The sequence below is a fragment of the Nocardiopsis oceani genome (assembly GCF_054777395.1).
In genome coordinates this window covers 48,710-71,738 of record NZ_BAAHAR010000029.1, presented here as the reverse complement: position 1 = coordinate 71,738, position 23,029 = coordinate 48,710, and the positions used below count along the sequence as shown (strand labels likewise).

Sequence of the window (23,029 nt, the reverse complement as noted above, 5' to 3'; positions counted from 1 at the left end):
CCCGGGGTCGGCGCGGGAGGGGCCCGGTCGTGGACGGCCCGCTCTTTCCGGGGTCGAACAGGGTCAGTAGACCAGGGCCTGGGCGCCCTCTCGGAGGGTCTCCTCGACGAAGGTCGCCGCGCCCGCGATGCGCACGCCCTCGATCAGGTCGTCTTGGGTAAGGTCCCGGCGGGCGGCGCACTGGGTGCAGACCGTCACGCGGCCCGCGGCGAGCACCCCGGCCAGGAGGTCCTGGAGCGGCGCCGCGTGCGGGAGTTCGAACGCCTCCGCCCGGCCGGGCAGTGCGAACCACGAGGACTCCCCGGTCAGCCAGAGTGAGACGTCGGCCCCGCTGGCCACCGCTGCCGCCGCGACCGTGAAGGCCTGGTTGCACCGCTCGGGGGAGTCATCACCGGCGGTGACTTTGATCACCAGGGAACGAGACATGCCCGTCACCCTACTGAGAGCGCGATGGCGGTGGCGACAGCGCCCGCGATGAAGCAGAGGCCGAAGGCTGCGGACAGTACGATCGCCTCGGTCCGGCGGGGCGAGGTCCGGACCGGCCTCTCCCGGATCCCGTGCTCGATACTGAGCGAGCCGTCCTTAGGCGCGGCCAGCACCACGCGGCCGTCCCGGACCTCGAGCTGGCCGGTGACGCGCACCCGGGCACCGGACCGGATGATCCACTCGCGGTACTCGAACTCGATGGTCTCGCCGCGGAAGACGCCCGAGATCCTGCCTCGCACGCGGGGCAGGAGATCGTCCGCCGCGGCCGCGACCCCCGGCTGCGGACGGCCGACCACGCGCTTGAGGCACAGCTCCGCGTCACGGGGCTCGCTGTCCGCCGGGTCCACGTAGATGCGCTCGGCCGCACCGGTCCGCCCTTCGGCCACCAGGCCGAAGAGCTCGTCGGAGGCGTAGTCGGCGATCGAGTCGCAGGCGCGCTCGCTGACCGCGCCGTCGGACCGGTCGCGTGCGAGGGGACGGTAGTGGCGCAGGACCTCGTGGCCGTGCCACACGCACTCGGAACCGGCCAGTCCGGACTCGACGGGCCCGCCGGGACCGGGGGCGGCCGCACCGGTGAGCGTCACGCGCTGGCCCGCACGGGCGGCGAGGGCGCTGGGCCTGAGCTGGGCCAAACCGCGCTGCCGGAGCCAGCGGCGCATTCCGATGACGGTCAGCGGCAGGAGCACTGCCGCGATGGCGAGCAGCGCCACACCGATCACCAAAAGCACAGGCAGCCCCTTTGAAAGCGTGTCCGAGGTCAGCGACGGCGGTGGGCCCCGAACCCCGTGCCCACACCGCGTCTTACGGAGACAATCTTTACCAGTTCTCCGGGAAAGCGGGGCCAATTGGGCATGTCCAGACCACGGACCCAAGGTGGCACCGGACAGGCACGCCGCGAGTCGTCACCGCCACCCCCTCGTCGCCGTTAGTCTCGGGAGCTATGGACGCTGAGGTACACCCCGATCTGGAGAAACTGTCGTTCCTGTTCGGGCGCTGGGAGGGCGTCGGCGTCGCCGGATACGCCGACGAGGAAGAGCTCCAGTTCGGGCAGGAGGTCGAGTTCACCGTCAGGGACGGTATGCCCTATCTGGACTTCCGGAGCAGGGCCTGGCGGATGAAGGCCGACGGCACGCTCGGTGAGCTCATCACGGAGGAGTCCGGCTACTGGCGGGCCCTGTCCAAGGATGACACCGCCCAGTACGCCAAGGACAACGCCGACAACATCATCCACCTGGAAGTGCTGATCGCCCACAACGAGGGCTTCATCGAGTCCTACCTGGGCAACGTCTTCGCGAACCGGGTGGAGATGGCCACCAACGCGGTGATGCACACCATCACCGGGCTGGAGGTACAGGCCTCGCACCGCCTCTACGGGCTGTTCGGCGACGAGCGGGACACCCTGGGCTACGCCTGGGACCTGGCCGCGCGCGGACACGACCTGCGCTCGTACATGTCCGCTCAGCTGAAGCGGACCGGCGGAGCCGACAAGAAGTAGGCCGCGGAAAGGGCCGCGACAAGGCAAGAACGAACCCCGGGCTGTCTCCCGCGTCTGCGGGGCCGGTCGGACAAATTCCGGCAGCCCGGGGTCCGGGTGTCCGTCTGGGATTCGCGCGAACGACGTCGAGCGAATGCTCAGCGTCGTCCTAGCGGACGGCCACCTCGCCAGTCCTAGAATGAATCATTTCTTGGACCACCTCCTTTCCTGCGTGCCAACGAAGGTACGTCCCGTGGTCGGCGCGGGGCAAGTGTTTTTCTGTGACCTATATCCCCAGGTCACTACCGTGTCTTCGGAGTCTTGAGCGGGCCGGATAGCCTCTGCTGTATGACTTCGCCGCTGCTGACCACACCCGGTGCCGTGAGCGCCGACCGCCCCGACTCCGCCGTCGCCGCGCACTACGGCGACCCCGCACACGAGGCGCGCGCGATCGAACGCTCGAGCGCCTGGGTCGACCGGAGCAACCGGGACGTGGTCCGCGTGAGCGGCCCCGACCGCCTCGGCTGGTTGAACGACATCACCAGCCAGCTGACCCTCGACCTCGCCCCCGGTACCGCCACCGAGGCGCTCATCATGGACACCCGCGGCCACCTGCGCCACCACCTGTCCCTGGTGGACGACGGTGCGGCGACGTGGATCCACACCGAGCCGGGCGGGGGCCCCGGGCTGGCGGAGTTCTTGGACTCCATGGTGTTCATGCTGCGTTTGGAGGTCGAGGACCTCTCCGACGCCTTCTCGGTGCTGACCGTGCTCGGCCCGGATCGGGAGAAGGTGGTCGGCGCGGTCGAAGGTGTACTCACCCGGGCCACCGCCGACGAGACCGACCTGTTCGTGCCCTCAGCCGACCTTGTGGCCACCGCGCAGCAGCTCACCGAGGCCGGGGCCCGAGCGGCGGGCATGTGGCCCTACGAGGCGCACAGGATCGCCGAGCACCGCGCCCGCCCGGGCCTGGACTCCGATGACCGCGCCATCCCGCACGAGATGGACTGGATCGGCTCCGCCGTGCACTTGGAAAAGGGTTGCTACCCGGGGCAGGAGACGGTGGCGCGGGTGCACAACGTGGGCCGTCCTCCGCGCCGCCTGGTGATGCTGCACCTGGACGGCACCGCTGAGCGGCTGCCGGAGCGCGGGAGCGAGATCCAGCTGGACGGCCGCAAGGTCGGCAGGGTGGGGACTTCCGCACGCCACCACGAACTGGGCCCGATCGCTCTCGGATTGGTGAAGCGCAACGCTCCCACCGACGCCGACCTGGTGGTCGACGGCATCGCCGCCCGGCAGGAGGTCGTCGTGGACCCGGACACCGGCGCCAACGCGAACCTCGACGACTTCCGCCGCAAGCCCCGGTAGCTCCGACCCTCTCGGCAGTGCCGCCGGTGCGGCGGCCCCGGCCGCACCGGTGACTCAGCCGGGGCGGAGGTCGCTCTGTCCGGCGACCAGGACGTGGGCGAACTCGGTGCCGTTGGGTGCCAGGAACATGATGTGCGTGGTCACCGTCGCGCCCGGGTTGAGCTCACCCCAGAAGTAGTCCCAGGCAACGGTGGCCTCGGCCTCGATGTCGTTGGCGTATTCCAGCCCCTCGGTGGTGGTGCCGACGGTCCCGTAACTGTCGAAGATCGCCGGGGAGGACCCCTCGTTGGTGACGTTGAGCCGGTAGATGTGGTACTCCCAGCCGTCGGGTGCCGCGGCGAAGGAGCCCGCCCCGTTGGTGATGGTGTCGTCCGTGTAGGCGACCTCGACCACCACGTTGAAGACCCCGACGGACGTCGTGTTCCCGTTGTAGGACGAGGGCGGGGCGGAGTCGGCGAGCTCGGCCCCTGCTGCCTCCTCCGCCGCCGGATCCCTGGGCTCCGGCGCGGTTTCGGCGGTGGGCTCCGGGACTGGTGCGGGCTCGGTTCCGGGTTCGGGCTCCGGTGCGGGCTCGGTTCCGGGTTCCGGCGCGGCCTCCGGTTCGACGGCGGGGCCCTGTTCGGGCTCGGGTGCCGGGTCCTCCTGGCCCAGCACCACCCGCACCTCCGGCGTGGGCACCCCGCCCAGCGTCACCAGACCGGCCGTGCACCCCGCCGCCGCCACGAGCACCGCCACGGGGATGGCGAGGGTCCGCGCGAGCGCGATGGAACGGCTCTGGAACCGTTGGCGGGGATCACTGGCACTCATACTTATGTGACGCACGTCACTTTCGCGGCATTCCGCGATTGTGGCCTCTTTGCCCGCCACCGCCCGTCGCCTCACCCAAGCTCCGCTGCCTCACCCGGGCTCCGCGGCGGGGCAGGGACGAGAACACAACGGGAGCCCGGCAGGCGGACCCACCGGGCTCCCGAAACGGCTACCGGGAGCGTGCCCCGGATGCCCGTCAGCGCAGGGCGGCGGCCATGCGCTCGTCGTGCAGCCGCTCGCCCCAGGACGGGGGCAGCGGGTTCAGCTGACCCACGCGCCAGCGCAGCAGCAGGTCGGCCAGCTGCGGGTTACGCGGCAGGGCCGGGCCGTGCAGGTAGGTACCCAGCACCTGCCCCTGGTAGGCGCCCTCGGTGCGGTCATCGTTGCCGATGCCCTTCACCGTGGTCGACAGCGGACGGGCCTGGCCACCGATAGCGGTCCGGCCCTGGTGGTTCTCGAAACCGGTGATCCGGCCGACGCCCAGCGCCGGGTCGACCTCGGCCACGATCTCACCCACGGCACGGGTCTGGCCGCGGCCGCTGCGGATGTCGAGGATGCCCACACCCGGGAGAGGGTTGGACTCGTCGTCGCCGTAGCTCTCGCCGATGATCTGGTAACCCGCGCAGACCGCGAACACGCACGCGCCCCGGCCGACGGCCCGGCCCAGTCCGCCGTCGGCGCGGAGCCGGTCGGCCGCCAGGATCTGCGGCCGGTCCTCGCCGCCGCCGAGCAGGTAGATGTCCCCCTGCTCGGGCACCGGGTCGCTGGAGTGGACGTGCACGATCTCGGTGGAGATGCCGCGGAGTTCGGCCCGGCGCTTGAGGATGAGGAGGTTGCCCTGGTCCCCGTAGGTGCTGAGCAGGTCGGGGTAGATCCACACGATCCGCAGGGCGCTGCTGTTGTCCGTCATGTGTGTCTCCCCTACTGGACGCGGCCGTACGCCGTGCGGATCTGCTGGAAGGCTGTGTAGTTGGCGATGACGTCGACCTTGGTGATGTCGGGCTGCTCGGCCTTGAGCCGGTTCAGCACCTCGTCCACCCGGTCGGCGACCTCGAAGGACACCCCGTCGGTCTCCAGGCGCAGCGCCAGGTCGGTACGGCGCTCACCCATGACGAACACCCGCCGGTCCTTCAGGACCGTGTAGTCCACGTCCCACAGCCAGGAGGTGTCCTTGCCGTCGGGGATCTGCGCGTTGACCGCGAGGATCACCGGGACCCGGGGCGGGCTGAGGACCGCGAAGGACTCCAGCCACCCGGCGGGGTTCTTGGAGAGGAGCAGCCGGACCTCGACCCCCATGGTGACCACCGAGGTGTAGCGCCCGGCCACTGAGGTGACCTCGCGCAGCCGCTCCAGGGTGCGCTCGGGGTGGATTCCGTAGCCCGCGGCGGTCGCGGCGGCGATCGCGGCGTTGGCGCGGTTCGCGTCACCGGGCAGGTTCATCCGGAGCTTGAGCTGCTGCCCGTCGGGGGCGGTCAGGGTGTCGCTGTCGTTGTCCACCGACCACGTGGCCCGGGGCCGGGCGAGACCGCACTCCGGGCACTCCCAGTACGGGTCCTCCTCGCGCTTGAGGTGGCCGCCGCACTCGGGGCAGCACCAGGAGTCCTCCTTCCACCGCTGACCGGCCGAAACCCAGGTCGCGTTGGGGGCACCGAGGCCGGCCCAGGCCACGAGCGGGTCGTCGGCGTTGGCGATGACATGGGTGTTGGTCTGCGCGAGGGCGGTGCGCCACTTCTTCGCGAGCAGGTTGATCTCGGAGGCGCGGTCCATCTGGTCGCGGCTCAGGTTCATCAGGACCACGAAGGCGGGGTTGGTGGACTGGAGGACCTGCGGAAGGTACTTCTCGTCCACCTCCAGCACACCGTTGACGGCCGCCTTGTTGTTGGCCAGGGCCGTGATGTGCCCGGTGGGCATGTTGGCGCCGTACTCGTTGGTGGCCACGTCGCCGAACTCGCGCAGCGCCTGCGCGATGAGCCGGGTCGTCGTGGTCTTGCCGTTGGTCGCGCTCACCAGGGCCAGGCGGCGGCCTTGGGCGAGTTTGCCGAGCAGGTCCGGTTCCACCTTGAGGGCGACCCGTCCACCGATGACGGAGCCGTCTCCGCGTCCGGTGGCCCTGGACAGGCCTGCTGCACTCCTGCCCAGTACCGAGGCCAGTTGGGCGCGCAAGGGAAGCTCGCTCATCTACTCTCCACCATCGCTAGATCACCCGCACGCTCGCGCTTCGGCGGCGGGCGATGTGTCGGGCCAAGCCTATTGTCCACCGGTGCTCAGACCCGCCAGTCCAATCGTTCGGGTGGCGGCCCGAGGTTGGGTGGGACCTTCTCCGGGTCGGGGCTGTCGTCGGCTCCGGCCGGCTCCAGAGCGTCCGCGGCGTCGGCCCTTCCCGGCGCCCCTGGCGAGTCGGACGGACCGGAGCCCCCGGGCGGCGCGAACCGCGGCCTGGTGTCTCCGGAGCGCCGGTCGGATCGTCGGTCGCCCGTGGCGGAGTCGGACCCGCCATCATGCCCAACGCCCCCGCCGTTACCGGTGTTCCGGGCGTCCTCGGCGGTGGCCAGTGTGGCTGTGGACAGGGTGAGGATACCCGGGTTGGTGTCGGCGATGACCGGACCTTCGGGGCTCAGGACGAGGGCCGCCGTGGAGGGAAGCTCGCGCAACGACTCCGCGTCCAGCCCGCTGGCCCGGGTAGCCGGGTCATCCTCCTCGTCGGCCCGAACCGGGGTGTCGATCTCGGCGGCCTGGGCGGTGGCACGCCCCCAGGCCGTGGCGGATCTCACATGCCGCACGAGGTCGAGAGGGGTGATCGCGGCGGCCGCGTTGCGGATCATCGCCCCGGACTCGGTATGCGGGGAGGGGAAGAAGAGGTCGTCCCCACTCCCGTCGTCCACCTCCTCGTCGGACTCGGTGACGGAACCGCCCACCGCTTCTCCGATCACCTCCGTGAGCCGGTGCAGCGCCAGGCGCTCCGGGTCCCGGCCGTCGTCATCCGGTGCCTCAGCGACCATCCGCGCGAGCTCCTCCGGCCTACCGCGCTGGCGCATCACCACCGACAGGCAGGAGGGGTCGTCGAAGTGCTCCAAGGCCGCGGGCACCGCGTCGCGGAACATGAGGACCACTTCGACCCCGCCGTCAGCGGCCGCGTTCAGGACCTGGTCCACCTCTTCGGCCGGAAGCGTCTCCGCCCCGCAGACCACGACGGTGCGGATCCGTTTCGGGCGCGCCTTCGAGCGCCGTCCCGCAGCCCCGCTCGGCTCGGGCGCGCGGGTCTCCAGCAACTCGCTGAGTGCCGCCACCGCGTAGGTCCCGTAGACCCGGGCCGCGGTCTCGCCCGAAGCCCGGTCCGTGGAGATGATCTTGACCTGTGCGTAAGCGCCGTCGTCCGCGCGGGTTCCGACCGACTCGAAAGGGCTGAGCCGTCTTTCCAGCGCCCAGGCGCGTTCGCGCACGCCCGGGTCGTCGGCGCAGCGCTCGCGGACCCGGGAACGCTCCGCCGAAGAGAGCAGGGCCAGGGCGGGGTCGTCCTCGGCAGCATCGTCCTCCGGAGTCACCAAGGCGCGCAGGCCCCCGATGAGCTGGTCTATGCCGACACCCGGGCCGAGCACCTCCAGCAGCCGCAACAGGAGGGTCTCGTCGGCGTCCACGTCCTCGACCTGTCCGGAGGCGGCGGCCACCGCGGAGAGGATGCGGGCCCGCTGTCCGGCGTCCAGGTTGGTGCCCAGGGTCATCCTGGGCAGGTCAGCCGGGAGGACCCACTGGCGTGGCTCCACCGCACAGCGCCGGGAGAGGTGGACCAGCTCCCGGGCGACCGCGTGGCCGGTGAGATCGACGACGGTGAGGTCCCCGCCCTCACGCAACCGGGAAATCCCGATCGTGGTGAGGAGGGCGGACCAGCCGGTGTCGGTACCGCCCACCACGAGCACCGCCGAAGTTCCCGAGGGCACGGTCAGCCCGTACCAGCGCGGCTGGGCCTCGTAGGCGCGCGCCGCAGCCTGCCATTCGGTGTGTCGGCGCGCGTGCTCGCGCTGCTGCTCGTGCAGGGCCCGTTCCCGTTCGGCCCTCTCCTCGGTCAGCCGTTCCTCGGCCTCCTCGAGCCGCCGCGCGATCACCTGCCGACTCTGCACGAGCGCGAAGGCGACCGGTGCCGCGATAGCCATGCAGGCGAACACGCCGCCCAGGGCGAGGCTGCCCGGCAGGATCCGCATGCCCCACAGCAGCGGGAAGAGCAAGGCGAGGAGCCCGAGTCCGCCCAGGGCGAAGTAGAGCGGCCGGTTGTTCTGCGCCTCGCTGTCGCGCTGCCCGGCGATCCAGTCCTCGCTCAGGTTCTCCGTGTCCCCGGGGGCGGGGCGGCGCGGAGCGGGTCCCGGCGGTGGCAGCAGGACCTTGTGCCGCCATCCGAGGTACGTGCGCCCCGCCTCACCTCGGGGTGTGCTGGCCGCGGTCGCCGATGACCGTGGTGTGGGCACCGTCCGAACACCTCCTGACCGGCGGGAGAGAGGGACCCGCCGGGGAATCGTTCACGCGGGGCTCCGGCCGCGGGGCCGGAGTTCGGGCACTGGGCTGCCAGCACCCGGCGTGCTTGCCACAGACCAGCCGTGGGCCGGGGCGAACACGGGGGTGTCCGCCCGCTCCGGACGACGTGGCCGTGATCATCAGTGAAGCAGGGTCGCCCACCGCTTTCCAGCCCCAATCGCCCACCTGTGGACAACCCGCTCCCGTGTCCCGGCCGGGGCTCCCGGAGGCCTCCGGCCCCGCTCCCGGAGGTTTCCCGCCCGAACATCGGGCATGGTGAGGAGGGACAGAGGCATAAAACGGACTAGTCGCTCCAAGGAGTGAGCCCCCCATCTCGGCCCATCCGATCCTCTTCGGGCTGTTCCTTACAGTCGCGGCGCTGCTCCTGGCCGCGATGGTCGTCACCGCGGTGCTGGGTGCCCGTTGGAACCGGCAGCGGGGACGACCGGGCTTCATGCACCGCGCCCTGCCCACCGACGCTCCGACCTCCGCGGAGATGAGCAGTGTCAAGCCCTACCTCCGCTCCGGAGAGACGGCGCCCGACCCCGAACTGGCGCGCCTGACCGTCTCCGCCGCACGTGAGCTGCTGAGGCGCTGGGACAACCCCTGGCAGACCGTGGGGCTCTGCCTCGTCCTGGGCATCGCCATCCTCAACCTGCTCCAAGTGGCGCTGAACCTCGGCAACTGGCTCCCGGCGGGGTTCGCGATCGCCGCGCTCGCCCTTGGCATCCACCTGCCACTCCAACGGCGCCGCGACCTGTTCCGCGCCCGCCGAGCGATCGAGGCCAACGGTGACCTCGCCGCCGAAGCACCGGAGGCCCCGGCCCCGCCTCCGCCCAGGGAACGCTGAGCCGACCGCCCGGCCGGGATCGGGTTCCGGCCCACAGTTCAGCGCCGCACGAAGTTCCACGAAACCACCCGGAGGTGAACCGCCGTGACAACGACGCAACTCCTCCTCACGGCCCTCACTGCCTTCATGGCCGCCGGTCTGACCGCACTGGTGCTCTGCGCCTTCATGGCCCGGAGCTGGCGCATACGCCACGGGAAGCCATCCCTGCCCTGGTGGAACACCGAGCCGGAGCTGTCGGGCTTCGGCGGCCCGTTCTCCGCGGTGCGTTGGCAGGCGCTGCGGCTGGTGCGCAAGGGGCGCACGGCCGAGGACCCCAAGGTCGCCTACGTGGCGCGTCTCCAGGCCAGGCAGAGGATCCGCCAGTGGGAGAACCCGTGGTGGAACGCCATGATCCTCATGGCGCTGGTGCTCCAGATCCCCAATCTGGCCAACATCGCCACGGGGTCCGAGTCCACGGCGCACACGTTCTTCTGGGGTCTCTCCCTCGTCTTCTTCGTCGTGCTCCTGGTTCTCGCCCCCTTCCAGTTCATCCGCGGTCTCCGCAACGCCAGACAGGCGTGGGACCTCAACGAGAACCGGGCCGCTGCCTACGAGACCGAGCTCGAACGGGAGAAGGCCCACGCCAGAGCCGCCCACCGCGAGGGCCCGGCCCCGCAGTCACAAGAAGCCGACGCCCTCCACACACGGCCGGGTGAGCCCTCATGACGCCGATGCACTACCTCTGGGTGGGGCTGGTTCTCGCGTTCGTACCGGCCCTGATCATCTGCGGGGTCATGGGGCGGCGCTGGCGTCTCCGCCACGGGAAACCACCCGCCCTGACCGGCTTCCATCCGGAGCTGTACACGATCGGTGCCCCCGTCTCCCACCCGGTCAGGAAGGAGGCGGCCCGCCTGGCCCGGCAAGGCAGACAGGCGGACGATCCGGAGATCGCCCATGTCGCCTGTCTGCTGGCGCGGCAGACGATCCGCCAGACCGAGAACCCCTGGTACCGGACGGTCCTGCCCCTACTGTTCCTTTTCCAGGTCCCCAACCTGGTCAATGTGTCCGTCCAGGCCGAGACGCCTTTCATGACTGCGGTGTTCGCCCTCGGCGCGGTGGTGTTGGCTGCGGGTTCCGTGTTGGAGCCCGCGACGAAGACGCGCGCACTGGCCCGCGCACGGACGGCCCTGGAACTCAATCAAGAGCTGGCCGACGCCTACGCTCCCGCTGGCGCTCCCCAGGGCGGTGAGGGGCCGTGACGCCGACGAACATCCTGCTTCTCACCTTCCTGGGTGTCGTGGTGGCCGCGGCCGCCTTCTTCGCGGTCATGAGCCGACGCTGGCGTCTTCGCAACGGGCGGCCACCGTGGTCGGCTCTGATCGGCGAGCCCGAGCTGAGCGGTTTCGGCGGCCCCTTCTCACCGGTCCGACGGGAGGCGAACCGGATGGTCAGCCGAGGTACCGCGGCGGAGAGCGCCGAGGCCGCCTACGTCGCGCGGCTGATCGCCCGGCAGCGGATCCGCCAGTTCGAGAACCCCTGGTCCCAGGCCCTGTGGGCGCTGATTCTGCTCATACAGCTCCCCGGGGCGGCGAACGCGTTCCTGGACACCGACGCACTGTCGAGGATGCTCCTCTACGGCGCCGCCATCGCCGTCATGCTTCTCGTGTTCACGGTCGGCCCCTTCCACATCAGGCGCACCCTCCGCCGAGCCAGGCGGGCGCTGGAAGCCAACGAGCACCGGGCAGCCGCATACGAGGCCGAACGCGAAGGGGAGGAGGCCCGCGCCAGGGCCGAGCACGAACGCGCGGAGGCTGCGGCCGTGGCCGCGTACGAAGAGGACCTGTCCACGCGGTCGGCGGAAGCCGCGGCCGGAAAGCGGGGTGAAGTGCCGTGACGCCATTGGGCATCCTCCTCGCCGTGTGCTTCGGGGCCTCGGCGGCCGGTGTGGTCACCTGCGCCGTCATGGGCCGACGGTGGCGGATCCGGCGCGGAAAACCGGCCGCCATGTGGGCTCTCGATCCCGAACTCCACGGGGTCGACTCCCCCTTCTCCGAATCGGTCCGCAAGGAGGCCGCCCGCCTGGCCCACAGGGGCGAGGCCGCGGACCGGCCGGAGACCGCCTATGCCACGCGCCTGTGCGCGAAGCGGGCCGTTCGACAGAACGAGAACCCCTGGTACCGGGCGATCCTGCCGCTCCTGTTCGTGTACCAGGCCCCCTACTTCGCTGTGCAGGCAGTGCTCGCCGACACAACCGGGATGACGCTCGTGCTCGCCTCGTGCGCGGCACTGTTGGCCGCGGGGGTCGTTTTCCTCCCCGTCCAACAGGTGCGCCTGCTGGGCCGGGCGATCCGGGCCTGGGAACTCAACCAGGACCTGGCCAGGGCATACCCGGCCACTGCCAAGGGCGCGGGAACGGACTCGACCGAAAGGCCGAGGTGAATCCCGTGAACCACCCGACGCTCTACTCGTCCCTGCTGATCGTGGTCCTGTTCGGATTGGCCGCGTGCGTCTTCCTGCACGTCAAAGCCCACCGCTGGAACCGCGCCCGGGGGCGCCCCGGTTACTGGAGCTGGGCACCCACAGGGGAGACCACGGGCCACGAGGAGCGCCGCCGTGTCCGGCACCTGGTCAGGTCGGGTGAGACCGCACCGGACGCGGCGACGGCCCATCTCACCGTGCGCGTCGCCCAGGACCTGCGCCTCCGCTGGGAGAACCCGTGGGCGTGGAAGGCGCAGACCCTGGTCTTCGCAATAGTCGCCCTCAACACGGTGAACCTGATACTGAACAGACCGGGCACCCCGTGGATGGTGCTCATCGCGGCACTCGGGGCCGCGGCCGCCCTGACCGCGGTCGTCCCGTACCAGCGGCGCCGCGACCTGCGCAGGGTTGGGAAGGCGGTCCGGGCCAACGAGGACCTCGCCGCGGAAGCGCCCGAGGAACCGCCCGAGCGCGCCCCGGAGTGGGGTGATCAGTGGCGCAAACCCTACTGACCCCTGCCCGCAGCACCCTCGGAGGTGAACCGCCGTGACGGTACTCGTCTATGCGCTCGCTGCACTGAGCGGTGTCCTCTTGCTCGTCGCCGTTTTCTGCCTGGTGATGAACTTCCGCTGGAAGAACCGGAACGACCCGATCTGGAATCCGCTCCTCGACCCGGAACCGGACATGGCCAGCCCTCCCCTGTCACAGGCGAGACGGGAAGCGGTCCGGCTGATCCGCGACGGCGCGGCCGCGGGCAACCCGGAGACCGCTCACGTCGTGTGTCGGCTGTCCAGGAACATACTCCTCCAGCTCTCCAACCCCTGGGAGACCACCGGGTGGGTGGCGATGCTCCTCGGCCAGGGGATCGCGCTCGGCCTCACCCTCCGAACCCTGGTCGAACACCCGCTGGCGATCGTTCTAGGCGGGACCCTGTGCGTACTCCTGGCCGGGATGGTCACCGTGTGGATACCACTCGCACGCAGGAGGGCCCGGTCCCGGGCCGAGCGCGCCCTGACCCTGAACCGGGAACTGGCCGCCCCCTACACGGTCGGGAAGGAGTGACGGCCCCGCGAGACCTACTCGCCCCAACCACGGCAACTCCGGAGGTGAACCGCAGTGATCGTCTTGTACGCCACGCTCTTGGGGCTGGCCTTCGTCCTCTTCGCGGCCGGGTTCTTCTGCTTGGTGATGGGCTTCCGCTGGAAACGCCGGCACGGGGAACCCACGGTCGAGGTCATCGACCCGGAGCTGACCCGCTTCGGCAACCCCTTCTCACCCGTGCGCAGGGAGGCCGACCGGGTGCTCCGCGAGGGTGTGGCGGCCGAGCGGTCCGACGTCGCCTACGCGGCGTGCCGCTTGGCGAACAGATCACTCAAGGAGCAGCACAACGTCTGGTTCCGGTACGCCCTGCCCCTCATCCTCCTCGCTCAGCTGCCCAACATGGTGGCCCAGTCCGTCAACCTGTTCGACGAGGTCGCCGCCCTCTCCCTGACGTTCGGCGGGCTGGTCGCCGGGATGGCGCTCGTCGTCATCGGGATGCTCGTCAGCCAGAAGCGCGCTCGCAGGCGCGCCCGGCGGACCCTGGAGCTCAACCGGGACCTGGCCGACGTCTTCGAGGCCGAGCACGGGACAGCGGACGGCCTGGCACCCGGAACGCCCTGAGAGCCTGGTGACAAAGGGGGTTTGGTTACCCTCCCCTTGGTGTGTGCCGCTTTCCGCGTGGGTGGGAGTCCACGTGGGTGGGAGTCCGCGTGGGTGGGAGTCCGCGTGGGTGGGAGTCCGCGTGGGTGGGAGTCCGCGTGGGTGGGAGTCCGCGTGGGTGGGAGTCCGCGTGGGTGGGAGTCCGCGTGGGTGGGAGTCCGCGTGGGCTGGGGTTCCCTGCGGGTGCGAGGTTGCCCCGTTTCCTGCCGCTTGATGGTGGCCGTCTCCGCTGCGCGCGTCAAGGTCGTCGCCATCGAGCGCTTCGCGCATCATTGGCGCTCCACCTTGACCCGCTTCGCTACGACGGCGGGTGGGCGGCTATCAGGAAACGGGGGACGTGTGGTCGGGGCCCCAAGGGGCCCTTCGGGCCCCGAGCCTTCGGCCCGAAGGGCCGGGCTTCGCCCGGTCCGGCCGTGGCCGGCCGGATCCCTTCCCATCCGTCTGGTTGTGTCGGTCAGCGCGTCGCAATCCAGTGACCGGTGGGCGACGAAGGACCCGAACAGGCCGGGCGCATGGCGAAGCGCGTCCCACCGGACTTCCGGTCAGGCTCAGGCCCCCTTTCCAACGATGATCTTGCCCCTGTCTCAACCCTCGACGGCCGAGGGTGGAGCTGGGGGCAAGATCATCGGGGATCAACCGGTTTCGGACGCAACGGATACCCCTACCAGGCCGGTTCCGGACACCGGGGCCGCCCCCCGGGGGGCGGCCGCTACCCCCGGTGGAGGCACCCGGGACACCGACCCCCCGCCCAGAAGCACCCGGGGCCGGTGAGCCCCCTCCCTGGAGGCAATCTCGGCGCCCACAATGCCTCCAACAGGGGGGCTCACCACGCCCCGCCCCGCACCCGGCCGGGCCACCGGCACCACCCCACCCCGACCGACCCAACACCGAGCCGCCAGACCGGGGGGACGCGCCCAGCCACCCAGGCACCTGTTCGGGCCCTTCGTCGCCCACCGGCCACTGGATTGCGACGCGCCTGCCGACACAACCAGACCCACGGGCAGGAACCCGGCCGGCCACGGCCGGACCGGGCCGCAGGCCCGGGGCAGTACCCGGCCGAAGGCCGGTCCCGTAGCCACCCCGACCACACGCCCCCCGTTTCCTGACTGCCGCCCACCCGCCGTCGCAGCGAAGCGGGTCAAGGTGGAGCGCCGCTCGCGCGCGAAGCGCTCGACGGCGACGACCTTGACGCGCGCAGCGGAGACGGCCACCATCAAGCGGCAGGAAACGGGGAAACCACCCGCACCCAACAACAAACCCCCAGCCCACGCGGACTCCCCCACCCGCAGGGAACCCCACGGCCACGCAGGACCGAACCCCACCCACGCGAACTCTCCCACCCACGCGGAAAGCGGCACCCACGCGGCAAGCGGCACACCCCAAGGGCTGGGCAACCAAACCCCCTTTGTTACCACGCCCTGAGAAACAGCGCGGCGCCGGTACCGGACGGATCTCTCCGTCGGCACCGGCGCCGTGCGCTCGGTGTCCGTTCGGCCCCGGCGGGGCAGGGCCCGGGCCGCGGCCCCTAGGACCTAGGCCTGGACCTGGACGTCGATGACCTTGCCGACCTCGGCCTGGACCGGGTACTCACCGGTGAAGCCCTTGGAGGCCAGCACGCGTACCTTCCACGACCCGTCGGCCGCGAAGAAGCGGAAGGTGCCCTCGTCTCCGGTGGCGACCTCCCCGACGAAGTCGTCGGACTCGTTCAGCAGCCGGGCGTAGGCGCCGCGCAGGGGCTGACCGTCACGGGTCACCGTGCCCTGGATGACGGCCTGGTCTCCCGCGTCGACATCGGCCAGGGCGACGCCGCCCTCGGGTGCTCCGCAGCTGTCGCTCACTTGGCCTCCGCCTCTCCGAGCTCGACCGGAACGCCCACCAGAGAGCCGTACTCGGTCCAGGAACCGTCGTAGTTCTTGACGTTCTCCAGCCCGACGATCTCGTGCAGGGCGAACCAGGTGTGCGAGGAGCGCTCGCCGATGCGGCAGTACGCGATGATGTCCTTGTCGAGGTCCACCCCGGCCTCGGTGTAGAGCTCGCGCAGCTCGTCCGCGGTCTTGAAGGTGCCGTCCTCGTTGGCCGTCTTGGCCCACGGGATGTTGCGCGCGGTCGGGATGTGGCCCGGGCGCTGCGAGGTCTCCTGCGGCAGGTGCGCGGGCGTCAGCAGCTTGCCGGTGAACTCGTCGGGCGAGCGGACGTCGACCAGGTCCTTGGTGCCGATCGCGTTGACGACCTCGTCGCGGAAGGCGCGGATCGAGGAGTCCTGCTCCTTGGCCTTGTACTCGGTGGCGGCCCGCTCCGGGACCTCCTTCACGAGCTCGCGGGAGTCCAGCTCCCACTTCTTGCGGCCGCCGTCGAGCAGGCGCACGTTGTCGTGCCCGTACAGCTTGAAGTACCAGTAGGCGTAGGCGGCGAACCAGTTGTTGTTGCCGCCGTACAGGATGACCTGGTCGTCGTTGCCGATGCCCTTGGCGGACAGCAGCTTCTCGAAACCGGTCTGGTCCACGAAGTCACGGCGGACCGGGTCCTGGAGGTCCGTCTTCCAGTCGATCTTGACGGCGCCGGGGATGTGGCCCTTGTCGTAGGCGGACGTGTCCTCGTCAACCTCCACGAGGACGACGTTGGCGTCGTCCAGGTGAGCCTCCACCCAGTCGGCGTCCACTAGGACGTCGGAGCGGCTCATGGGGAACCTCCTGTTTTTCAGTGCGGTATGACATACGCGGTCGGTGCGTTGCGTTCCGGGCGCGCTCTGCCCGGAACGGGGGATTCAGGCGGCTTCTCACCGGCCCGAACGGCGGGCGTCCGGGTGGTCCCCGCAACCGGCGGGAGCCGGAAAGTACACGGGAGAAGCACTGCGCGTAGAAAGGGCGGGCGCGGCGCTACCGAGCCGCCCCTGGCACACAGGGGTTTCGTGGAAGCTGGCCATCGAAGCGCCGGAGCGCTGTCCGTCGAAGGTGACCTGCAAAGGAATTCATCCCAGCTGCGTGCACGGGGGAGGGCCGGTCGCACGGAGCGGGCGGAGGCTTCGGAGAACCCGTCCGCCCTAGGGACACGGACAGAGCGCGGCGGCGACGCGGCAGAAGTCCACCGCACGTCGCTTCGTCAGATACGCGCTCGTCAAGGAAGTCACGTCCTAGACGCTACAGGCCGGACCGCGCTCTTGTCACGGGTGGGCTGGGTCACAGGACGGCTTCGCCGACCGCGGCGATCACGTCGGCCTTGCGGGGTTGTCCCCCGGCACGGCGGACGATCCTGCCCGACGGGTCGAGCACGAACACCGTTGGGGTTCCGCGGATCTCCAGGTGCCGCACCAGGTCGAGCCGGGATTCGGCGTCGATCTCCACGTGCACGACGCCCTCGACCATCTCCGCCACGTCCGCCAGGATCCGACGGGTGGCGCGGCACGGCTGGCAGAAGGCACTCGAGATCTGCACGAGCGTGGCCCTCGGGCCCAGCTCGGCGCCGAGGAGGCCGGCGCCGAGCGTCTCCGCCGCGGTGTTCATCAGGCGTCCTCAGAGCCCATCAGGGGGACGTCCTCACCGGTGCCGGTGACCTGCAGGCCGTTGGAGGTGGCCTCCATTTCGGTGATGCTCAGGCCGAAGGGCAGCTCGGGCACCTGGGCGCTGAAGGTCAGCATGTTCGTGACCGCGCCGCTGACGTCGACGGGGGCGTCGCCCACCTCGATGTCGACCGGGGTCACGTGGAGGGTGTCGCCCTCGACGGTGAACTCGCCGCCGCTGGTGACCGTGGTGCTCAGGCCGAGCTCGGAGAGGGCGAGCTCACCGCTGATCCGGGGCTCCCCGTCCTCGTTGCTGATGGTCATGCCCTCGGGCAGGTGCGGGTTGAAGTAGGAGTAGGGCACCACGAAGGAACCGTCGATCTCGCCAGCGGTCACCGTGGGCTCGTCCATGAGGTCGCTCAGCGGCGCTTCGACGTCGGAGGCGGTCGCCTCGACCTGTTCGACCGTCACCCCGTCCATGGTCGCGCTGTCGGCGGTGATGTCGATCTCCGTGTAGGTACCGCTGACGACCTGCGGGAGGAACGCCCAGCCCGCGATGGAGACTTCCGGTTCCTCGGACATTTCCATCTGCTGCGCCATGCGCTCGGCAAGGGTGTTCTGCGCGAACGCGCGCGCCCCGATGTCCGCCGCCACGACGAGCACGGCGACAAGGATCAGGAAGACGACAAGAAACTTACGCATCGGACTCCCAGCACACTTTCTTTCGCTCCGGCGCGCCTCTCGACTGGGTCATCCGGCCGGTATCGGTCACACGCCACTGGCACCCGACGGGTGCCGGTCATGAAAAACCTGTAGGGAAGGCTACTTCACTCGGGATTGGACGCAGGTTGCCTCTCGTTGGTTCCGCCCCAGGCCGCTGAACTCGCACCTCTGGAAGGGACCCCCCACCCGTGTTGGAGGATTGCCAGCCGTGAAAACCCTGCTCAGGACTGCATGAGCATGGCTGCGAGGCCGTCGTTGGCCGCGGCACCGGAGAGGGAGAGCTCGATCACGTTGGTGGCCACCACGTGCCCGGACAGGCGGCGGGTGAACTCCACGATGTGCGGCTGCTGGTCGTGCTCCTCCTGAGCGAGCTCGTCACGGTAGATCGCGTAGACGATGCGCTGCAGGGGCGCTCTGGGCACCGTGTGCGCGGCGAACAGCAGAGTGTCCGGTTCGCGCTTGGAGACCTCGGCGACGACGGCGTTGGCGAGCTGGTCGAACCCGCCCCCCTGGCCTTCGGCGAGCGTGTAGATCGTGATGACACCGCGGACCTTGGCCGACGCACCCGCGGGCGCCTCCCCGTAGAGGTCGTCATAGGGGTCGGCGTTGCGGCGTTTGCGGCGCACGGGCTCCTCCTGGGGCTCGTCGTCGTACTCGTCGTAGTCGTCGTCGAAATCGTCGTCGTAGTAGTCGTCATCGTCGTCGAAGGGGTCGCGGCGGGGCTTGGCCGCCAGGGCCCCGGCGCCCCAGAGGGCGGAGATGGCGCCGAGCATCAGCAGCGGGCCGATCGCGTCCAGGCCGAAGCGGCCGACGACGACGGAGAGGATGGAGGCGAGGACGAGGAGGCCCAGCACCGCGAGGTCCGTCATCCCGGAGCCTCGGGTGCCGCGCCTGGCCACGGCGATGATCGCGACGACGAGGAGGACGGCGACGAAGACCTGCGCGCCGTTCACGAGCGCGCGCGGGATCAGGTCGTAGTGTTCGCCCAGCGGGGGGAAGGAAGCGTCGAACCTGCCGCTGGCGCGGTCGGCCGCCAGCACCACCAGGGGGACGATGGTCAGGGCGCTGAGGAACAGGCGCGAGGTGAAGCGGGCGTTCGGCGAACGGACCGCGTACTCGAAGGCGCCCCACGCCATGAAGAGCGGGCCTATGAGGCTGACACCGATATGCAGCAGGCGGAAGGTGAGCTCGCCGAAGTCGAACATCGCGCCTATCACCGCGGCGCTGAGCCCGACGGTCATGCCCAGGGCGGCGACCAGCCAAGCGATCGCGGCGATGCTGGGACGGCGTTGGGCATACGCGGTCAGCGCGGCGGTGGCGCTCCAGCCCACCAACGCGCTTATGAATGTCAGTCCTACCGTGACCATCTCGACAATGATGCTGCACGCGAGCGGGTGGATGTGCACCGAGTGCACTCTTGGGAGGTCGGGCTCGGGGACGATCCCGCAGAGTGGAGGCCGAAACCGCACCCGGGACTGTGAGCTTCATCACTGGACTTGGCGCCTTTGCGCAGCCGCGACACGGGAGTCGCGGGTGGTCGTAGGCTCGCATGTACGCGGGGAGCGCCACCCCGGACACCGGAGGGCCGCCTCCCCACCCGAGCCAGGAGAGAACCGTGTCACACGACGCCGTGTCCCCGGAACCGGTCGGCCCCGGAGCCGCCTTCTTCGACGTGGACAACACCCTGATGCGGGGTGCGTCGATCTACCACTTCGCCCGCGGCCTGGCCTCCCGCGACCTGTTCACCACACGGGACCTGATGCGCTTCGCGTGGGGCCAGACGGTGTTCCGGCTCACCGGCAGCGAGCAGCCCGAGCACATCAACGCGGCGCGCGAGGCGGCCTTGGCCTTCGTGGCCGGACACGACGTCGACGACCTGGTCGCCCTGTGCGAGGAGATCTACGACGAAACCATGGCCGACCGCATCTGGCAGGGCACCCAGGCGCTGGTTCAGGGCCACCTGGACGCGGGACGGCCGGTGTGGCTGGTCACCGCCACCCCGGTGGAGCTGGCCCAGATCATCCGTCGGCGACTGGGACTGACCGGCGCGCTGGGCACCGAGGCGGAGAGCATCGACGGGGTGTACACGGGACGGCTCAACGGCGACCTGCTGCACGGCCCCGCGAAGGCCGTCGCCGTGCGGGCGCTGGCTGAGAAGGAGGGGCTGGACCTCGCGGCGTGCTCGGCCTACAGCGACTCCTCGAACGACCTCCCGCTGCTGTCGCTCGTGGGAGATCCGCACGCGGTCAACCCGGACGGCGACCTCCGCCGGTACGCGCGCACCCACGAGTGGCCGGTCCACGACTTCCGCAGACACCGGGCGGCGCTGAAGGTGGCCGTACCCGCCGCCGTGGCGGGCGCCGTCGCCGGGGCCGTGGCGGTACGCGCGGTACGGCACCGCCGGGCCCTCACGCTGCCCTGAGAGCCGCTCAGAGCCGCCGGTAGAACACGGGCCGGGCCTTCATGCCCGCGCCGCGGAGATCGGCGCGCACCCGGCGGAAGAAACTCGGCCTGGTGAACTGGGCGAGCAGGAAGCGGGCCGGGCCGCTCGGCAGCCGCACGTGGTTGACGAGCTCGAAGGGCGCCTCCCCCAGTGGCTGGAGGAGGGTCGAGTTGTCGACACCGATCCGGCTGACGTACCAGCGGGTCAGACCTTCCCACACCGCCACGGCACGATCGGGGTCGGGCGCGGTGAAGTGGTTGAGCAGGAAGGTCGCACCGGGGTCGCTCCCGGTCTCACCGATCCGGCGCGTGTTCCGGGCGGTCATCACGAGTTCTCCGTCCAGGCGCCCGTAGGCCTCCGAGGCGAGGACTTCCGCCACGGCCTCGGGAGAAGCGGTAGTGACGAGCAGGACGACGTCGAAGCGCGGCCCGCCCTCGAGAGGCGGCATGAACACCGCTTCGTAGACCGTGGTGGCGACGGCCCCTGGGAGCGCCTCCAGCTCGCCAGCGAGCGCCCGGAACTCCTCCAGGGCATCGTCCCGCGCCCTGCTGCGCCGGACGAAGGGCGCATGTCCGGGCGGTGCGACGCGCGCCCCGACGTACACGTAGCCGTACGGGTGAGGGTCGAGGAAGCAGGTGCGGTGCCGCTCCGGGTCGTTACTAGCCATGGGTCACTCCTCCTCTGGGGATTCCCCCGTCACCTCCGGCGGGGAAGGCTCCGTGGAGACGACGCTACCCATTACACTTCGTATATCCAAACAGTTTGGATATACGAATAATATGATCAGGGGTATGGCAGACGACAGGACTCCCGGGTCCCCCGGCACCCCGAACCGCTTTCTCGTGACGGAACTGGGGGTCATACCGCAGTTGGAGGTCTATTTCAGGCGCATCAAGGTGGACATGCCCGACGACGTCGCGGCCGTGTTCGCCGAACACGGGCTGACCGCGCGGCACGGCGGTGTACTCGGGCAGTTGGCCGTGGCCCAGGCGCTCGGGGTGTCCGAACTGGCCGGGCGGATGGCGGTGTCGCTGCCGACCGCGAGCGAGTTGGCGGGAGACCTCAGGCGTGCCGGGCTGGTGGTGTCAGAGGAAGATCCGGACAACCGGCGACGCACGCTCCTGAGCCTGGCCGACGACTACCGGTCCTCCGTGGAGTCTTTGGTGACCGCACGGGCGGCGCCGCTCCAACGTGCGATGGAACGCCTGTCCGAGCAGGACAGGGAGGGTTTCGCCGCGGGACTCCGGGCGTGGGCCGACGAGATGCGCGACTGGTGAGTGCGGGGTTCGGGGCCTAACGCCCCAGGGTGGCGCGGGCCAGGGCGAGGACGTGCACCGGGCGCAGACCCGTGGCGCGGGGCGGGCCGCCGCGGTCGTGCGCGTACGACTCGAAGGCCTCGATAGAGCTGTAGGAGGGCGCCCAGTCCAGAACCCGGACCAAGGGTGCCGGGTCCAGCTGCGAAGCGGTCAGGCCGGCGCCCACCGAGCGGGCGGCGCTGGAACTGGCGTAGTCGATCCGGCCGTGCTTGGCCATGCCCCGCAGCACCTTGAGGCCGCGGGCGGGGACGGGCAGCCGCTGGCCGCCGATCCTGCGCAGGCAGTGCGAGAGCGGGACGGCGTCCGCACCGGCGACGTCGAAGAAGCCGGTCTCGTCGCTGAGAGCCGTACGCACCAGCGCCTCGACCCCGTCGTCCTCGTGCAGGAACTGCACTCGCGGATCGCGGCCCATCACGGTGGGGACGACACGGGAGCACATGTAACGGGTGAGCGGGGTGTCCACCGAAGGACCGATGAGGTTGGCGAACCTCAGGACGGCCACGGACAGATCGGGGCGGCGCCGCTGGAGGCCGCGGGTGTGCCGCTCGACCTCGGCCGCGTCATCGGCGTCCAGGGTGGCGCTGGAGCGCACCACGAGCCGCTGGACGGTGGAGGAGCGCTGGGCCGCGCCCAGCACCCGCATCGTGCCCAGGAGGTTGTCCTCCCGGTTGGGACCCTTCGCCGTGTCCAGGCCCAGGTGCAGGACCAGTTCGGCGCCGGAGCCGGCGACTATGCGGTCCAGGCTGCCGTCGTGGAGGTCGACGTGCTGGTAATCAATACCCGTGTTCCCGCTCGGTGGCGGGGCGGAGTCCGCGCCGATCACCCGATGTACACCGGGCTCCTTGCTCAGGGTCTGGGCGACCCTTGCGGCCAAGGGGCTGGAGACCCCGGTGACGAGTACGACACGAGCCATGGCTACACGTTCCTTGGAAGGAGACGATAGTGGTCCGGATGGCCCGCGGACCGTTCACCCGCTTGGGGTGAACCGGCGACCGCGACCCGTGAAACACAACAGTGGTTCACCCAGAAAATTCCATTGCGGTGGCAAACCCCACGCAAGGAAAAAGAAGTGTCTCCGCGTCCGGGGCGTGCCTGGGGCCCGCCCGCGCCCGCGGAGAGACGACGTTCGCCGCGAACGGTCCTACTTCTTGTTGCGACGCGCGACACGCGTGCGCTTGAGCAGCTTGCGGTGCTTCTTCTTCGCCATCCGCTTGCGGCGCTTCTTGATGACGGAACCCATGGGATCACCTTCTCGCTGACGAGTGAGTACGGACATGCCGAACCACCGGTGACGGACACCTGCTGGCTCGGATGCGGTTGCTGGGCTCGCTCGGGCACACACGCGCGCGAACGCGCGGGTGGACCGGTACGACCGGGGCGTGCCCCGGGGAGGACGACGTTCTCA

General features: G+C 70.3%; 27 protein-coding genes. 12 read left to right on the top strand and 15 right to left on the bottom strand.

Annotated features, from left to right (window positions below; translation table 11 throughout):
- Positions 1–63: 63 nt before the first annotated feature.
- Positions 64–426, bottom strand: coding sequence for a DsrE family protein (locus tag ACYVDG_RS18505; RefSeq protein ID WP_460754173.1), 363 nt, complete (start codon positions 424–426; stop codon positions 64–66).
- Positions 427–431: 5 nt separating this feature from the next.
- Positions 432–1,214, bottom strand: a complete 783-nt coding sequence (locus ACYVDG_RS18500; RefSeq protein ID WP_460754170.1) for a GIDE domain-containing protein — start codon at positions 1,212–1,214, stop codon at positions 432–434.
- Positions 1,215–1,426: 212 nt separating this feature from the next.
- Here ACYVDG_RS18500 and ACYVDG_RS18495 point away from each other — a divergent pair, with 212 nt between their 5' ends.
- Positions 1,427–1,981 carry a nitrobindin family protein gene (locus tag ACYVDG_RS18495; RefSeq protein ID WP_460754168.1) on the top strand — a complete coding sequence of 185 codons (555 nt, stop codon included), beginning with the start codon at positions 1,427–1,429 and terminating at the stop codon, positions 1,979–1,981.
- A 327-nt stretch (positions 1,982–2,308) separates the two neighbouring features.
- Positions 2,309–3,328 (top strand): CAF17-like 4Fe-4S cluster assembly/insertion protein YgfZ, encoded by a 1,020-nt coding sequence (gene ygfZ, locus ACYVDG_RS18490; protein WP_460754165.1) that lies wholly within the window; start codon positions 2,309–2,311, stop codon positions 3,326–3,328.
- 54 nt (positions 3,329–3,382) lie between these two features.
- Here ygfZ and ACYVDG_RS18485 read toward each other — a convergent pair whose 3' ends face one another.
- From ACYVDG_RS18485 to ACYVDG_RS18470, 4 genes are all read right to left on the bottom strand, one after another.
- Entirely contained in the window at positions 3,383–4,135 is a 753-nt protein-coding gene (locus ACYVDG_RS18485) for a DUF4352 domain-containing protein (protein ID WP_460754162.1), read from the bottom strand.
- Between the two features lie 196 nt (positions 4,136–4,331).
- Positions 4,332–5,045 carry a type 1 glutamine amidotransferase gene (locus ACYVDG_RS18480; RefSeq protein WP_460754159.1) on the bottom strand — a complete coding sequence of 238 codons (714 nt, stop codon included), beginning with the start codon at positions 5,043–5,045 and terminating at the stop codon, positions 4,332–4,334.
- 11 nt (positions 5,046–5,056) lie between these two features.
- Positions 5,057–6,313, bottom strand: a complete 1,257-nt coding sequence (locus ACYVDG_RS18475) for a MurT ligase domain-containing protein (RefSeq protein WP_460754156.1) — start codon at positions 6,311–6,313, stop codon at positions 5,057–5,059.
- A gap of 86 nt (positions 6,314–6,399) precedes the next feature.
- A complete protein-coding gene (locus tag ACYVDG_RS18470; RefSeq protein WP_460754153.1) occupies positions 6,400–8,592 on the bottom strand; it encodes a hypothetical protein in 2,193 nt (730 codons plus the stop codon).
- Positions 8,593–9,032: 440 nt separating this feature from the next.
- On the opposite strand from ACYVDG_RS18470, the gene ACYVDG_RS18465 reads away from it, so the two are divergent.
- The 8 genes from ACYVDG_RS18465 (at position 9,033) to ACYVDG_RS18430 (ending at position 13,607) form a co-directional block, all read left to right on the top strand.
- Complete coding sequence (locus tag ACYVDG_RS18465; protein ID WP_460754151.1) at positions 9,033–9,488, top strand: hypothetical protein; 456 nt, start codon at positions 9,033–9,035, stop codon at positions 9,486–9,488.
- A gap of 84 nt (positions 9,489–9,572) precedes the next feature.
- Positions 9,573–10,193 carry a hypothetical protein gene (locus tag ACYVDG_RS18460; RefSeq protein ID WP_460754148.1) on the top strand — a complete coding sequence of 207 codons (621 nt, stop codon included), beginning with the start codon at positions 9,573–9,575 and terminating at the stop codon, positions 10,191–10,193.
- Positions 10,190–10,726 (top strand): hypothetical protein, encoded by a 537-nt coding sequence (locus ACYVDG_RS18455; protein ID WP_460754145.1) that lies wholly within the window; start codon positions 10,190–10,192, stop codon positions 10,724–10,726. The genes ACYVDG_RS18460 and ACYVDG_RS18455 overlap by 4 nt, the downstream gene beginning before the upstream one ends.
- On the top strand, positions 10,723–11,361 hold the full coding sequence (locus ACYVDG_RS18450; protein ID WP_460754139.1) for a hypothetical protein: 639 nt from the start codon (positions 10,723–10,725) through the stop codon (positions 11,359–11,361). Before ACYVDG_RS18455 ends, ACYVDG_RS18450 begins: the two co-directional genes overlap by 4 nt.
- On the top strand, positions 11,358–11,906 hold the full coding sequence (locus ACYVDG_RS18445; protein WP_460754136.1) for a hypothetical protein: 549 nt from the start codon (positions 11,358–11,360) through the stop codon (positions 11,904–11,906). The genes ACYVDG_RS18450 and ACYVDG_RS18445 overlap by 4 nt, the downstream gene beginning before the upstream one ends.
- 5 nt (positions 11,907–11,911) lie before the next feature.
- Positions 11,912–12,457, top strand: coding sequence for a hypothetical protein (locus ACYVDG_RS18440; protein ID WP_460754133.1), 546 nt, complete (start codon positions 11,912–11,914; stop codon positions 12,455–12,457).
- A 34-nt stretch (positions 12,458–12,491) separates the two neighbouring features.
- The gene (locus ACYVDG_RS18435; RefSeq protein WP_460754130.1) at positions 12,492–13,007 is read left to right on the top strand and encodes a hypothetical protein; all 516 of its coding nucleotides are present in this window, start codon (positions 12,492–12,494) and stop codon (positions 13,005–13,007) included.
- A gap of 54 nt (positions 13,008–13,061) precedes the next feature.
- Positions 13,062–13,607, top strand: coding sequence for a hypothetical protein (locus ACYVDG_RS18430; RefSeq protein ID WP_460754127.1), 546 nt, complete (start codon positions 13,062–13,064; stop codon positions 13,605–13,607).
- Positions 13,608–15,178: 1,571 nt separating this feature from the next.
- Here ACYVDG_RS18430 and ACYVDG_RS18425 read toward each other — a convergent pair.
- The 6 genes from ACYVDG_RS18425 to ACYVDG_RS18400 all read right to left on the bottom strand — a co-directional run bounded on the left by ACYVDG_RS18425 (position 15,179) and on the right by ACYVDG_RS18400 (position 19,232).
- Positions 15,179–15,484: a DUF1416 domain-containing protein gene (locus ACYVDG_RS18425; RefSeq protein WP_460754125.1), complete on the bottom strand. Its 306-nt coding sequence runs from the start codon at positions 15,482–15,484 to the stop codon at positions 15,179–15,181.
- Entirely contained in the window at positions 15,481–16,326 is an 846-nt protein-coding gene (locus tag ACYVDG_RS18420; protein WP_460754122.1) for a sulfurtransferase, read from the bottom strand. The genes ACYVDG_RS18425 and ACYVDG_RS18420 overlap by 4 nt, the downstream gene beginning before the upstream one ends.
- 360 nt (positions 16,327–16,686) lie before the next feature.
- Positions 16,687–16,773 (bottom strand): putative leader peptide, encoded by an 87-nt coding sequence (locus tag ACYVDG_RS18415; protein WP_355267795.1) that lies wholly within the window; start codon positions 16,771–16,773, stop codon positions 16,687–16,689.
- A gap of 49 nt (positions 16,774–16,822) precedes the next feature.
- Positions 16,823–17,146, bottom strand: a complete 324-nt coding sequence (locus tag ACYVDG_RS18410; protein ID WP_460754119.1) for a TlpA family protein disulfide reductase — start codon at positions 17,144–17,146, stop codon at positions 16,823–16,825.
- Complete coding sequence (locus ACYVDG_RS18405) at positions 17,146–17,844, bottom strand: LmeA family phospholipid-binding protein (RefSeq protein WP_460754116.1); 699 nt, start codon at positions 17,842–17,844, stop codon at positions 17,146–17,148. The genes ACYVDG_RS18410 and ACYVDG_RS18405 overlap by 1 nt, the downstream gene beginning before the upstream one ends.
- Before the next feature lie 242 nt (positions 17,845–18,086).
- Positions 18,087–19,232 carry a putative quinol monooxygenase gene (locus ACYVDG_RS18400; RefSeq protein WP_460754113.1) on the bottom strand — a complete coding sequence of 382 codons (1,146 nt, stop codon included), beginning with the start codon at positions 19,230–19,232 and terminating at the stop codon, positions 18,087–18,089.
- 248 nt (positions 19,233–19,480) lie between these two features.
- On the opposite strand from ACYVDG_RS18400, the gene ACYVDG_RS18395 reads away from it, so the two are divergent.
- Positions 19,481–20,287 carry an HAD family hydrolase gene (locus tag ACYVDG_RS18395; RefSeq protein WP_460754109.1) on the top strand — a complete coding sequence of 269 codons (807 nt, stop codon included), beginning with the start codon at positions 19,481–19,483 and terminating at the stop codon, positions 20,285–20,287.
- A gap of 7 nt (positions 20,288–20,294) precedes the next feature.
- Here the strand turns inward: ACYVDG_RS18395 and ACYVDG_RS18390 are convergent, their stop codons facing one another.
- Entirely contained in the window at positions 20,295–20,975 is a 681-nt protein-coding gene (locus ACYVDG_RS18390) for a hypothetical protein (RefSeq protein WP_460754106.1), read from the bottom strand.
- A gap of 124 nt (positions 20,976–21,099) precedes the next feature.
- On the opposite strand from ACYVDG_RS18390, the gene ACYVDG_RS18385 reads away from it, so the two are divergent.
- On the top strand, positions 21,100–21,585 hold the full coding sequence (locus ACYVDG_RS18385) for a MarR family winged helix-turn-helix transcriptional regulator (RefSeq protein ID WP_460754103.1): 486 nt from the start codon (positions 21,100–21,102) through the stop codon (positions 21,583–21,585).
- Between the two features lie 16 nt (positions 21,586–21,601).
- Here ACYVDG_RS18385 and ACYVDG_RS18380 read toward each other — a convergent pair whose 3' ends face one another.
- Together ACYVDG_RS18380 and ACYVDG_RS18375 are read right to left on the bottom strand one after the other, a co-directional pair.
- On the bottom strand, positions 21,602–22,537 hold the full coding sequence (locus ACYVDG_RS18380) for an NAD-dependent epimerase/dehydratase family protein (protein WP_460754098.1): 936 nt from the start codon (positions 22,535–22,537) through the stop codon (positions 21,602–21,604).
- 228 nt (positions 22,538–22,765) lie between these two features.
- Entirely contained in the window at positions 22,766–22,864 is a 99-nt protein-coding gene (locus ACYVDG_RS18375; protein WP_013155353.1) for a 30S ribosomal protein bS22, read from the bottom strand.
- Positions 22,865–23,029: the final 165 nt, after the last annotated feature.